Source organism: Clostridium beijerinckii HUN142, assembly GCF_000621745.1.
Taxonomy (GTDB): domain Bacteria; phylum Bacillota; class Clostridia; order Clostridiales; family Clostridiaceae; genus Clostridium; species Clostridium beijerinckii_A.
The window spans coordinates 74,381-88,185 of sequence record NZ_JHXK01000018.1; the positions used below are offsets into that span (position 1 = coordinate 74,381).

At 28.6% G+C, this 13,805-nt stretch carries 9 protein-coding genes and 1 other annotated feature; of the genes, 3 read left to right on the plus strand and 6 right to left on the minus strand.

From position 1 onward, the window contains the following. Nucleotides 1–87: 87 nt before the first annotated feature. Entirely contained in the window at nt 88–2,565 is a 2,478-nt protein-coding gene (locus T483_RS0109165) for a methyl-accepting chemotaxis protein (RefSeq protein WP_026886595.1), read from the minus strand. Between the two features lie 203 nt (nt 2,566–2,768). After that, nucleotides 2,769–3,035: a binding site (T-box leader), on the plus strand. Nucleotides 3,036–3,165: 130 nt separating this feature from the next. On the opposite strand from T483_RS0109165, the gene thrS reads away from it, so the two are divergent. Beyond that, nucleotides 3,166–5,097, plus strand: coding sequence for a threonine--tRNA ligase (gene thrS, locus T483_RS0109170; protein ID WP_026886596.1), 1,932 nt, complete (start codon nt 3,166–3,168; stop codon nt 5,095–5,097). A gap of 157 nt (nt 5,098–5,254) precedes the next feature. Here thrS and T483_RS0109175 read toward each other — a convergent pair whose 3' ends face one another. Next, on the minus strand, nt 5,255–7,867 hold the full coding sequence (locus tag T483_RS0109175) for a hypothetical protein (RefSeq protein WP_026886597.1): 2,613 nt from the start codon (nt 7,865–7,867) through the stop codon (nt 5,255–5,257). A 34-nt stretch (nt 7,868–7,901) separates the two neighbouring features. Continuing rightward, nucleotides 7,902–8,492 (minus strand): 5-formyltetrahydrofolate cyclo-ligase, encoded by a 591-nt coding sequence (locus T483_RS0109180; protein ID WP_026886598.1) that lies wholly within the window; start codon nt 8,490–8,492, stop codon nt 7,902–7,904. A 280-nt stretch (nt 8,493–8,772) separates the two neighbouring features. Here T483_RS0109180 and T483_RS0109185 point away from each other — a divergent pair, with 280 nt between their 5' ends. Next, entirely contained in the window at nt 8,773–9,390 is a 618-nt protein-coding gene (locus T483_RS0109185) for a HutD family protein (RefSeq protein WP_026886599.1), read from the plus strand. Between the two features lie 83 nt (nt 9,391–9,473). Here T483_RS0109185 and T483_RS0109190 read toward each other — a convergent pair whose 3' ends face one another. The 3 genes from T483_RS0109190 to T483_RS0109200 all read right to left on the minus strand — a co-directional run bounded on the left by T483_RS0109190 (nt 9,474) and on the right by T483_RS0109200 (nt 12,791). Continuing rightward, nucleotides 9,474–9,890, minus strand: coding sequence for a hypothetical protein (locus T483_RS0109190; RefSeq protein WP_026886600.1), 417 nt, complete (start codon nt 9,888–9,890; stop codon nt 9,474–9,476). 158 nt (nt 9,891–10,048) lie between these two features. Then, a complete protein-coding gene (gene rbr / locus T483_RS0109195) occupies nt 10,049–10,636 on the minus strand; it encodes a rubrerythrin (RefSeq protein WP_026886601.1) in 588 nt (195 codons plus the stop codon). 151 nt (nt 10,637–10,787) lie between these two features. Next, a complete protein-coding gene (locus tag T483_RS0109200) occupies nt 10,788–12,791 on the minus strand; it encodes a methyl-accepting chemotaxis protein (protein ID WP_026886602.1) in 2,004 nt (667 codons plus the stop codon). 327 nt (nt 12,792–13,118) lie between these two features. Between T483_RS0109200 and T483_RS0109205 the strand changes: the two genes are divergently transcribed. Beyond that, nucleotides 13,119–13,790, plus strand: a complete 672-nt coding sequence (locus tag T483_RS0109205; protein ID WP_026886603.1) for a helix-turn-helix domain-containing protein — start codon at nt 13,119–13,121, stop codon at nt 13,788–13,790. Nucleotides 13,791–13,805: the final 15 nt, after the last annotated feature.

Here is a 13,805-nt window from a genome sequence, read left to right on the forward strand (position 1 = left end):
CCAATATTATACATCTATTCAATATATTAAATCAATATTAAATTTTATACATATGTGATAATCTTCCAGACGTATTTATATGATAACCTACGATATATTATATCTTCCTAAATCATCCTCCGTACATTCTCCATCATCTTTTAGCTTAATATATTCTTTAATTTCTGTCATCTTCGAACACCCCCATCCAAAGTCTTTAGTTGATGTATCTACTTCTAACTTTTCTAGCGGAGATACACTTAAATCAACAAAGTGTTCTGCCAGTGATAAATCTAAATCATTTGTCCCATAATTGCTAAATTCCAAATTAATTTCTTCCTCAGGTAATATTGATAATTCCTTTAATTCTTTCTCCAAGTCAAGATCTAGATTTCTTTCATATTGATTAATATCTCTTGAGTCTTCAAACTTATTTAATAAATTCGTTTTTTCTAAGCTCTTATTCTTAGTGTCTAACTCTCCGCCCCCACTGGAATATGATTTTTCTTCACATGGATTATTTGCTTTTGAATTTTGTACAGATATATCGGTGTCCTTTGTTAAATCTTCTTCTTTGATTTTAAATTGATTAACTTTTTGCAGCAAATCATCTGCTCTATCTAGTAAAATATCAGAACTGCTGTTAACTTTCTCTGCAAGGCGTGCAAGCTGAACTGAGGAATTCGTTACTTGCTCCAAGGAATTTGATGTCTCTGTTATTTCTCCTGATAACTCATATACAGTTTCAACAATTAAATCTTTGCTGTGATTAATATTATTAAACACACTATCTATATTAGATACTTTAGGTGCTATTTCTTTAACTAGCAGTGCTATTTCTGAAAATGAACTTGATGCATTATAAATCATTTCCTTCTGCTCATGCAACTCACTCTCCATATTTTTAGACTCTTCTACAAGTTTATTTATTATATTTATGAGTCTATTTATTATCTTATAAATATTCTGTGCAGACTCCTTACTTTTGTCTGAAAGCTTTTTCACTTCTAATGCTATTACGCTAAACCCTCGTCCTGCATCGCCTGCGCTAGCTGCTTCAATAGCTGCATTAAGTGCTAGAAGATTTATTTGTTCAGATATTCCATTGATAATATTTGTAATCCCATTAACATTTTTCATATCACCTTGTATATACTCTATGCTAATTAAAAACTTTTCGAAACTATCATTAACACTTATAATTCCACCATTTAATTCTTCTATGTCTTTAGTTCCTTTTAAAGATTTATCATTGATTATTGCAATATCTTCATTAATTGAATGAACATTATTCTTAACTTCAGTTATATTTTCACCAAAGTTTTCAAGCTTAGTGCTTATCTGTACAAAGTCATGGCTTTGTTTATTAGTATTATTAGAAACCTCTCCTATAGATGCTGATATTTCCTCTGTAAGAATTGATAGTTCTTCTGCAATTTGATTTAATGATACAGAACCTTCTTTAACTATATTTGAATCCTCTCTTACTGCCTCTATCATTTTCCCTACTGATTCTTTAGCTTGGCTTACACTTAGGCATATTTCACTTATTTCATCATTACCTTTAGTATATTTATCATCAACTTTAGTATAAAAATCACCTTTAGCAATACTATCTACATAATATTTTGCCCCAAGTAACCTGTTTACAACTATAATTGTAAAGCCTATTATAATAGTTAATATTAGTAGCGTCATAATCACAGTCACTATAATATCAATGAAAGCTAAACTGTTTAATGCACTTAGTAGGTCTTTTTCTTCTACTGTGATTCCTATGGCAAGACCTGTCTTCCCTATTGGGCTATATGATATATATCTTTCTTTACCCTCATAAGTATATTTTCCTGTTCCATATTGGGTCCCAATTGTCATACTTTTTCCTATGTTATTTAGATCTTGTAAATTTTCTTTATCAGAGGTCATATTGGTTATATTTTTATTCTCATTTACCAAGCTCTCATCTTCTGAAACTATAAAATTACCATTACTATCTACAATTAATAAATTTCCTGTTTTCAAGAAATTAATTTCTTTATTTAGAGACGCAAAATCTTTGCAATCCTTTATCGATGTAATAATTCCTATAACACTATTTGAAGAATCCTTGATAGGTACTGAATATGATATGACTTTTTTCTTTGTGATTGGATCTATATATGGATTGGTTATTGAATTTTCACCATTTATTGATTTCATGAAACTTTGTGTTGTCTTTATTGATTTCTTATTTCCTAAAGTATCTATTGAATTTCCATCTTTATTACTTATACTCATTTCTAATTGTCCAACTGTTTTCAATGCTGGTTTAAGTATTTGAATTTTTTCTTCTATCTGTACATTCTTATCCGTTATTATCGGATTGCTTGCAATTACTTCAAGGTTCCTAATCTCACTTTTTATTTGATCATCTGCTCGTGATGCAGCAGTTTTCGTCATCTCTTCCATTACATTTAAGTTACTCTCTTTTAATGACTTACTTGCAAATCTATATCCTATTCCCGACAAAGCTATAAATGCAATTAATAACATTGGTATTAAGAACATAATAATTTTAACTTTTATACTTTTAATACTTCTATTCATCTCTACCTCCTGAAAAAATACTAAATACAACCTAATATACATAAATTTTATTTGATTTTAATAAATTCTAGGTTAAGGCCTTATTATAATTTTGTTAAAATATCCAATATATTCTGAAAATCTTAGTATCTTTTGTGTTTTTTTTGTTAATTAGTTGACATCTAAAAATCATGTGCTTATAATTAAGGATATTAATATAATAAATAAACACGTTGATGAGGACAGTAAGCTAAAATCTTATTTTTCAGAGAGAGAATATGTTGGTGCGATTATTCTTATATAAATTTAGACTGAAAACCACCTCTGAGTGGCCCTAATAAAGCCCGTAATTATCACGTTACGATAAATTCAAGTGACCTATTTAACTGATTTTTTTTAAAAGGTTTTTAATGTTTATTTTATTTGACCTATTTTAATCAGTTTGTTTTAGGTAATTAGAGTGGAACCACGGATATTACTTCGTCTCTATTTTTAGAGATGAGGTTTTTTTGTTTGCAAAAATGCATGATTTTAGTAATAAATTTTCTTAAAAATATTAATTATTAAAATTTAACAATTCACAGAAACAAAATTGTTTTAAATTTGAAAGGAGTCTTAATAATGATAAAAGTAACTTTAAAAGATGGATCAATTAAAGAATTCGAAGCTGGTTTATCTATTTATGAAATTGCCAAATCAATTAGTGAAGGTTTAGCTAGAAATGCCTGCTGCGGTATAGTTAATGGAAAGGTTGAAGATCTTAGAAAAGAAATAAATGAGGATGTTGAATTAGGCATATGCACATTTGACTCTCAAGAAGGTAAAGATGCACTAAGACATAGTATATCTCACGTTTTAGCTTATGCCGTAAAAAGATTATTTCCTGAAACAAAGTTGGCTATAGGGCCTTCAATTGCAACTGGCTTCTACTATGATTTTGATAGAGAAAATGCTTTCACTGCTGCAGACTTAGAAAAGCTTGAAGCAGAAATGCAAAAAATAATTAAAGAAAATCCAGAAATATCTAGATTTGAACTTCCAAGAAATGAAGCTTTAGAATTAATGAAGGATGAACCTTACAAAGTGGAATTAATAAATGATCTTCCTGAAAATGAGATAATCTCATTCTATAAAATGGGAGATTTCACAGACTTATGTGCTGGTCCTCACCTTATATCAATAAAATCAGTTAAAGCAATTAAACTTATTAGAAGTGCTGGTGCTTACTGGAAGGGTAATGAAAAAAATAAGATGCTTACAAGAATCTATGGTACTGCTTTCTTAAAGAAATCAGACTTAGATGCTTTCCTAGAAGCTTTAGAAGAGGCTAAAAAGAGAGATCACAATAAACTTGGTAGAGAATTAAAACTATTTACAACTGATGAAAATGTAGGTCAAGGACTTCCATTATTAATGCCTAAAGGAGCAAAAATAGTTCAGCTTCTTCAAAGATGGGTTGAAGATGAAGAAGAAAAAAGAGGTTATCTTTTAACTAAGACTCCACTTATGGCTAAAAGCGATTTGTATAAGATTTCTGGTCACTGGGATCATTACAAAGACGGTATGTTTGTATTAGGTGATGAAGAAAAGGACGATGAAGTATTTGCTTTAAGACCAATGACTTGCCCATTCCAATATACAATTTATAATGCTGAACAACACAGTTATAGAGATCTTCCACTCAGATACGGTGAAACTTCTACTTTATTTAGAAATGAAGCTTCAGGTGAAATGCATGGTCTTATAAGAGTTAGACAATTCACTTTAGCTGATGGTCATTTAGTTGTGACACCTGAACAATTAGAAGAAGAATTTAAGGGCGTTCTTGAATTAATTCAATATTTAATGGGAACTTTAGGAATCGCTGAAAAGATAACTTATAGATTCTCTAAATGGGATCCAAATAATACTGAAAAATATATCAATGATCCTGATGCTTGGAATAAAACTCAAGATACAATGAGAAATATCCTAGATCACTTAAATATTAATTATGTTGAAGCTGATGATGAGGCTGCCTTCTATGGTCCAAAGCTTGATTTACAATTTAGAAATGTTCATGGTAAAGAAGATACTTTGTTCACAGTTCAAATTGACTTTGCTTTAGCTGAAAGATTTGATATGAGCTATGTAGATAAAGACGGAGAAAAGAAACGTCCTTATATAATCCATAGATCATCAATTGGATGTTATGAAAGAACTTTAGCTATGCTTATAGAAGAATATGCTGGTGCTTTCCCAACATGGTTATCTCCAGTTCAAGCCAAAGTGTTACCAATCTCTGATAAGTACAATGATTATGCTGAAGCAGTTACAAAAGCCTTAAAGAATAAAGGTATTAGAGTTGAAACTGATTATAGAGCTGAAAAAATTGGTTATAAGATTAGAGAAGCTAGACTTGAAAGAACTCCTTACATTTTAGTTGTTGGAGAAAAAGAAGCTGCTAATAATGAAGTATCTGTAAGAAGCAGAAAGAATGACGATGAAGGCGCTGTTAAATTAGATGCGTTTATCGAGAGAATCGTTAAAGAAATAGAGAATAAAGAACTATAAAATTTATATAAAAAATGAGGATGCTCTTGTAAATAAGGCATCCTCATTTTTTTAAGTTTGTATAATTTTTTTCCAAGTAAGATTTACAGACTTATACTCTTTCCCTAGAATAATATAACACTCAGTAAATCCTAATTACATATCTGCAATTAACCTTTTAGTAGCCTCTTTCTATGTCTATATACGCATTTTTCATAGTAGTTAACTGCTTCTGAAAGTCGATAATTTTACTTTTTATATTATCAACTAATGCATCTTTGCTTTTCAGCATCTCCTTATTTTTTTGTATAGATTCATTCACTTTTTGAATTTGATCTTCTAATTCCAAGAAAACTGAATGTTCCTTTTTAAAATAAGGCTTTTGCTTTGCTTCTTTAATTAATAACTTTTCAGCTTCTAACATATTTGATTCATTAATAAATTTATTCGCTTGATCTTTCCAAACCTCTATAGAAAACATACTTTTCAATGTTCCAATTTTATTTTTTGATTCATTAATATGCTTTTCTGCTTCCTTCTTTTTATTACACAAATCATCATAGTAAAAATATGATGGCAAGAGGACTCTTTTTTCTGAATTCATTACTATATTTTTAAATTCATTTTCGTAACTTCCATAGTTTCTTAATAACGAGTCATAGGCTTCTGATAGCTCTTTCTGATTAATTTCTACCTCCAGTTTCTCTCTCATTACTAAACCTAAATTATTTTCCTCTTCCTCTTTCTTCATATAAATATCATTATATTTTTGTTGCTTTTGTTTCCACAACTTAATCAAATCATTATATCCTTCCAGCTTTACGAAATTATTATCTGAGACTAAACTTACGCTTGTTATTAACAGTACTGCTAATGGTAATAATTCTTCTTGCTGGTTTTGGCTTATCATTATTGCATCACTAGATAAATATAAGAGAACCATAAAATAAGTATTAGAAAAATTTTTAATTAAAGATCTTTTTTCAATTAAATTCTCAATTTGAAATATAATACTAGAGATGTCCTTATATGAATCAATGCTTGCTAATTCTGCTATCATGTGTAGAAATGTATATGGATGCGATTTTATAGCTGATTTAAGGGCTAATTCCGTCATAATATCCAAATCAGTCTTTTCATAGTAAAATCTTTTCTCTTTATTTTCTGGTTTTTGTTTTAATTCTGTAATTATATGATAAATCTTTTCTAGTAACTCTTCTGTAAGATGTGTACTTGCGCCTTTATTCTTTAATGCAGATATAATTCTATTCATATAATATTCATTTATTGTATCTAGTTTTCTTGTTTTTGCTTTGAAATCTTTTTTAGGTGCTAAAACATCATAAGCTTTCTCTACCATAGAATCTAATGTTTGCACAAACTTTCTTCTATTATATATCTTCCCATAAGGTGCATTTGATAAATTTATTAGTTTATAATATAGAATTAGTTTTATTTCATTATCATTAATATTCTTTAGGTTCTCTAAATTTCTATTTAGCAATTCTAAAAACTTATCTTCATTATATCTTCCTAATAATTCTTTAGGTTTACTTATCAAATTAAAAGTTGAAGTAATATTATTAATAATGGTATATACAATTTTAAGCTCTTTTCCTGATAGTCTTAAAAAACCATCATAAAATTTTTCATGTCTAATTTCCCGCTTAATATTTTCATTTATTAACTCTTTAAATATTAATACTTTTCTTTTATACTCCACTATACTTTTATTGTAAACAATTATATTCTCGTTAAATACAGCATCTTCAAAGTTTATTTTTATTTGAATACTGTTCTTTTGGGCTTCTAATTCTTTTTGTAATTCACTATCATATGAAAATTCCATTGTTTCAACAATGTCCTTATATTCTTCTGTTAAGTTTAGTAAACTTTCATACGCCTGTCTTAATGTTCTTAATTCTTCATCCAGTGATACTTTCATTCTTTTAATTGATTCATCTTCTTCATCTAACTCCTCAGTCAAGATTTTCAATTCTTGATTTTGTATCTCCGACGTCAGAAGCTGCCCCTCTTTTTCAAGAAGAAGTGTTTCATTTTCACTAAACTTTATTTTCATTTCATTAAACTTTTTTTCATATATTTTATAATCCATTTTCATATTCAATATATATCTATTTTGCATTTCTATTTTTCTATTTAATATATCTTGGATTTCTTCTAAATAAGCTTTTTCTTCTTTTATTAATATTATAATATTATTTATTTCACTTATTCGCTTTGGCGAACTATCTGATTGAAGAATCTTTTTCCTTAGACTATTAATTAAATTTTCTCTCTGAGTAATATCGTTATTAATCTTTAAAAGTTCTTTCTTCATATATTCTATATTACTTGGAGCGCTAAAACTTAAATTCTTTTCATCGATTAACTTAAAATTTTCTTTCTCTTTCAGATAGTAATATAGAACTTTTTGTGCTATCTTTAAAATTTCTATTGGATGTTTAGATATCTTTCTATTTCTATCTCTTTTTGAGATATTCTCATATCCGTTAGCCAATATAATATCTATACCATTATAAACCTCTTCTGAAAAAGAAATATTAGACTTTAACTTAACACTATTTAGTAATGTAAATGCAGACACATTCATATCCATTCTACTGTCCTGCGCTATATCTCTTAAAAGCATTTCTATTACTTTCCTAACAATAATTTTTGTAACTATCGGATAATACTCGCATAAAAATTCTGCTTTTATCAGATGATCATAGTACTTTTCTATTTTGGTTCCTTTTAGATACCCAAAGTTACTTTCAATGTATTCCATATATTCCCCCTGTTTATTTTAATCCGCCATTACATTATTCCAACCTTATAAATTCTTTTTCAGTTATAATGTAATCTACTGGTACATCATGATAACTGGTTGGAACTTTATCAAGTACTTGAAAATCATATGCTAATGCTAATTTGGTAATTCTTTTTATATTATCCTTGTTAATTTTCTTGAAATATCTATCATAAAAACCTGCTCCATAACCAACTCTCCCCCCACTCCTATCAAAAGCTACGCCTGGAACTATAATTAAATCAAGTTCGTTTGGATCAATATATGGATCATTTATTGATGGCTCTGGTATTCCGTATGAACTCTCCGACAAATTATCCAGTGATTTAATTTCTACTGCATCCATAAGTCTAGTTTTAATTTCAGTCCTTGGAACATAAATTCTTTTATCGTCATTTAAAGATTCCTTTATAAAAGCTCTTGTATTTATTTCAGTATCATATGATATATAAACAAAAATATTTTTTGCCAATTTGTAATACTCGCTATCATAAACCCTTTCTAATATTCTTCCATCCATTTTTTCTTTTTCTGTTACATCTATATTTTTACGCTCAGCTAAAATTTCTTTTCTTAATATCTTTTTATCAATAAAGCTTTCCATAACAACAACTCCTATAATTATATTTCATATCAATATAAACTTCACACTGTTCTCAAATTAATAAATCCCTAAATATTTGATCTAACTATGCACTTTACTCATTATTTTAATTTTACTTACTAAAACATCTTATGTCTATTATTTATATATCTAAAAATAATAAACCTTATATAGTAGTAAAATTAATTATGCTTTATATTGTACTTATCTTTATTGATTATACATATATCTTTTAATATAATGAACATAAAATATGTGATAAATAAAGGGAGAGTAATTTATGAACTACGATGTTGAATTAATAAGAGAAAAGAGCTATAAGCCGACATTTTGGTCTGGTGGAATGGCGACAGAATTAATAACATATCCAGTAGATTCTGATTATGCAAGCAGAAACTTCTTATGGAGACTTGGTATAGCTAAAATTGATATACCTGAATCTACTTTTAGCAATCTTACAAATGTTTCACGTAAATTTATGGTTACTGAAGGCAAAATAACCCTTAATCATGAAAATAAATATAGGAAATTACTAAAATCCTTTGAACAAGATAGTTTCATGGGAGATTGGAAAACAAAAACTTATGGAAAAGCTTCTGTTTTTAACTTAATGACAAGAGAAAATTATAATGGTGAATTAGTTCATTTAAATATTACACCTAGAAAAAAATGTGTATTCAAATATCAAGTTCCATTAGATAAGGAGCTTATAGCTATTTGTTTTTATGTTGTAAGTGGCAGCTTCAAATATACTATTAACAATAAAATTTTCAAAGTTAATAAGAATGATTTACTGTTGCTTAAATCCTTAAACCTAAGTTCTATACATGAATTCTTGCTCTCTAGCAATTCATTAGAAATTACTAATATAATAGCAAGTGTAATTTATCTTCAATAATATCAAAGTATATTAAAAAGGCATCATCTCAAATTACTTCTAATTTGAGATAACTCCTTTTCATTTCTCTTTTCAAATACATATTATAAACTAAAGTCCTTAATTACTACTTTAGGCTTCTTAAAGACTACCTCCTTTGTTATTTCATAGCTATCTTTATCTATAGTTATTCTATAAATATCAGGACAACCTTCTTCTCTCCATTTTTTCATATACTTTGCGGTAGCATCTATATCTGTATAATAATTTTGATCATAGTAATCTGAAAACTCCAGATAAGATAATATACATCTCTTATCTAATACTAAGTTCTCTCTACCCACATTCTTACATATTGGAATAAAGAATCTCAACGGTACTTCATATTCATATCGCCCCTTGATTTCTTTTGATTCCATAATAGCTCTTTTAAATAAAATATTTTCTTTATAATCACTGTCTACTTTTAATTTAAATATTATTTTTCCACTTTTATTCTTTTCTAATTTAGCTTTAATCATATACTCACCATCTGTCTTATTTTTATATACTTCTTTTATTTTAACACGGTAAATATGAACTGTCTAAATTTTCAAAAATACCAACACATAAAAAGGAAACACTTAATTTAAACTTAAATATAAGTGTTCCCTTAATGTATGTCTATTTGATTTTTATATTAATAATTTTCAACAAATACTTCAAAGTATGCTTGTGGATGTGCACATGCAGGACATGCAACTGGTGCTTCTTTACCTTCATATATAAATCCACAATTACCACACTTCCAAAGAGTTACTTCATCTTTTTTAAACACTGTTCCATCTTCAATGTTTTTAGCAAGCTTTTTATATCTAGCCTCATGACGTGCTTCAACTTCACTTATCTTTCTATAAACTGCTGCAATTTCTGGATATCCTTCCTCTTCAGCTGTTTTTGCAAAACTTGGATAAAGATCTGTCCACTCTTCATTTTCGCCTGAAGCTGCTGCAAGTAAATTCTTAAATGTACTTTCGTGGAATGAAACTGGAAAAGATGCTTGTATTTCTATCTGCTCGTCCACATAATCATCCTTAAGAAATTTATAAAATCTTTTTGCATGTTCTTTTTCTTGTTCTGCTGTTTCTAAGAATATGTTCGCAATTTGCACAAATCCTTCTTTTTTAGCAATACTAGAATAGTAAGTATATCTAGTTCTAGCTTGGCTTTCCCCTGCAAATGATTTCATCAAATTTACTGCTGTTTTGCTTCCTTTTAAACTCTTCATAATCATACCTCCAATATACCAATTCTCTATATAATGATACCACTAAATAATTAAATTATCTAGGATACCTTTAACCTTTATGTATTATTATTTCCAATAATAGAAACAAGTTGAATTGCATTTTCACATGAAATTCAACTTGCAATTTTCTCTATATTATTGTAAACTCCCCTATTTCCTCATCTAACTTTTCTGCCAATAATTGCAGATCATCCGCATATTTTGTGAATCTATCCATAACCGCAGTTATTTCCTCTGTTGATGCAGTTACTTCTTCTGAAGCTGAAGCAGTTTCCTGTGATATTAGCGATATATTTTCAATTTCCAATACCGCTTTTTTCTTTTTCTCATCAACATCAATAATAGAAGTCTTTATCTCATCAACCTTGCTTATCATTGTTTCAATTGATCTAAGGATTTCACTAAATATCTCCTGCGTCTTTCCCACTGCTAAATCTTGCTCTGTCACTACACTTTCTGTAGATTTAATTGCTTTAACAGCTGTATCAGACTTACTCTGGATATTTGTAATAATAACTTTAATTTCTTCTGTTGATGATTTTGATTGTTCTGCAAGTTTTCTTATTTCTTCTGCTACAACCGCAAAACCTTTTCCGGCTTCCCCTGCACGTGCAGATTCTATACTTGCGTTTAATGCCAATAAATTAGTCTGCTCTGTTATCTGCGAAATTGTTTCAGATATAGTATTTATTTTTCTAGTGCTTTCATCCATATCCTTAACTATACTATCAACTTCACCTGTAGCTATCTTAGTTTTCTTCGACTTCTCTATTAATGTATCTATCATAGATAATCCTTTGGCACCTAATTCTTTGGCACTTGCTGAGAGTTTGTCCATTTCATTAGAATTTACACTTATTTTATCTAATCTATTAGATAAGTCATTCATTTCTGCAACTCCGTTTTGAGCATTTTGCGATTGATTTGTTGCCCCTTCTGATACCTCTTCTATTGCTTTTGCAACCTCTCCTATAGATGCAGTTACTTCCTCAGACATACTTGCAAGATTTGATGACGTTTCCAAAACTGTTTTCGAAGATTTATTTACATTGTTCATAAGCTCTGAAATATTCCTTAGCATTTCATTAAAGGAATTAGCTAAATCCCTAAATTCATCTTTTGTAGATGAAACCATAGATACAGTTAAATCTCCACTTGACGCTTTTTCAAATACTTCTTTCAATTTCTTAACATTTTGAGCTATTCCTTTACTTAATAATAAAGATAACACTATAGAAATCAAACATATAACTACTACTATAATTAAAGTTGTAGTTAATATTGAATCTGTATCCTTTGATAATTCTTTTTCATCTAACGTCGCTACTAATTTCCAACCTGTAATATTATTAGTTTCATATGCTCCAAACTTCTTTACATTGTTAAAGGTATACGTTATAAATCCCTTTTCATTAGTTTTAGCATCATTCCAAAAAGATTGTTTAGATGCTGCATCAGTTCCTAATAAATCTTTATTTGGATGCGCTATCATATTTTTACCTTCTACGTCAGAAATAAAAACGTATCCAGTGCTTCCTATTTTCTTCGTACTTATTTTTTCTGTAAGTGTCTCTAAGGAAACATTCATAGCACAAACTCCTATGACTTTTCCATCTCTTTCTACTGTCTTTGCAATAGACACAACGCTTTTCCCCGTTTGAGCATCAGTAAACGGCAACGTTATTATTGTTTTTCCTTTATTATCTACAGCCTGTTTGTACCAAGGCCTTTCTTTGGGATTAAATCCTTCTGGCATTTTACTGTTAGGATATATATCAAACTTCCCATCAGTAGTTGCAAAATATGAACTAAAAATATTACTATTACTTTCTTTTAAATTCTTTAGACTTTCTGGTATGTATGCTGCTTGCTCACTCTTATCACTGTTAACAAAGTTATAATCTGTGGATGTCATAGTTATCATATTACTGAATCCATCAAAATAATTACTGATTCCATCGTTTACTTCTAAAAGTGTTTGCTGACTTGTTAATTTCAGTTTTTCATTAAGAATTGATTTGGCTTGTATATTAGCACCATAACCTAATATTATTAGGGGAATTACACAAATTCCTATTAAGCTAATAACTAGTTTGCTGCGAATAGTGTTAACCCTAAACTTTTCCGTTTTCATTACTATTACCTCTTTTCATAAAATTGAACAAATAACAATTTAACTTAATTAAATTCCGTTATCTATCTGCATTATTTTCCCTCTTAATTTTTACAATAACAATTTACATATTCTTTTTATTATCGCACTGATAGTTCAATTTCTTTACATATATACTATAATATTATTAATTTTTATCATAAAACTAAGTCGAAAATTATACTTTATTTACCATACCTGTCTTTATTAATTACATCTCCCCTACTCACTAATACTTGATTGTACTTGTATATTTTTAATATAATATGTATATATATAATATAAGTGGAATGTGGGGAGGAAATTATCTTGGACAATTCATTCATATCAGATATGAGTATTTTTAATAATGACATATCATTCTTAATAAAACTTCGAGCAAAGCCACAAATCTTAGAAATAGTTAAAAAAAAGCACTTAGACGAAATTTCCGATGAGATATCTATACAAGATAAGAGAAACGATTTGCTTATTTGGAATGCGATGTATACTAGAGAAATAGTTGAAAATGGCATTTTGACAAGATATCTTCATCCAATATATAACAAGTTCTATACTTTAATCCCTACTCTTAATACTATAGAAGATTTACAAACTATTGAAATACAAATGATAGATACATACATTAATCTCCTTATAAATGACGTTGAAGTAAAAGATAACTTTGTTATAAATAGAATTCTGAAGCACCTACATCTTAATATCGAGAGCCAAATTTCATTGAAAAAATTGTCTAGAGAATTAAATCTATCTGAGGGCTATATATCAGATTGTTTTAAGAAACATATGGGGATGACTATTATGAAATATGCAAAAAAAATAAGAATTGATAGGGCTAAAGTATTGCTTGTAACTACAACTAGTAGCATTTTAGAAATAGGCTTGACCTTGGGTTTTCATGATCAAAGTCATTTCCATAAAGTATTTAAATCATTTACTGGTGTTTCACCTTCTGAATATAGAAACAATAATTTTGGATAATAAACAAACTTACTT

Excerpts from the sequence above, each read along its gene's own strand:
- T483_RS0109180 (WP_026886598.1), bottom strand. The coding sequence starts at position 8,492 with ATGGAAAGCTTTATTGATAAAAAGATATTAAGAAAAGAAATTTTAGCT.
- T483_RS0109200 (WP_026886602.1), bottom strand. The coding sequence starts at position 12,791 with ATGAAAACGGAAAAGTTTAGGGTTAACACTATTCGCAGCAAACTAGTT.
- T483_RS0109185 (WP_026886599.1), top strand. The coding sequence starts at position 8,773 with ATGAACTACGATGTTGAATTAATAAGAGAAAAGAGCTATAAGCCGACA.
- T483_RS0109190 (WP_026886600.1), bottom strand. The coding sequence starts at position 9,890 with ATGATTAAAGCTAAATTAGAAAAGAATAAAAGTGGAAAAATAATATTT.
- T483_RS0109165 (WP_026886595.1), bottom strand. The coding sequence starts at position 2,565 with ATGAATAGAAGTATTAAAAGTATAAAAGTTAAAATTATTATGTTCTTA.
- T483_RS0109175 (WP_026886597.1), bottom strand. The coding sequence starts at position 7,867 with ATGGAATACATTGAAAGTAACTTTGGGTATCTAAAAGGAACCAAAATA.
- rbr (WP_026886601.1), bottom strand. The coding sequence starts at position 10,636 with ATGAAGAGTTTAAAAGGAAGCAAAACAGCAGTAAATTTGATGAAATCA.
- thrS (WP_026886596.1), top strand. The coding sequence starts at position 3,166 with ATGATAAAAGTAACTTTAAAAGATGGATCAATTAAAGAATTCGAAGCT.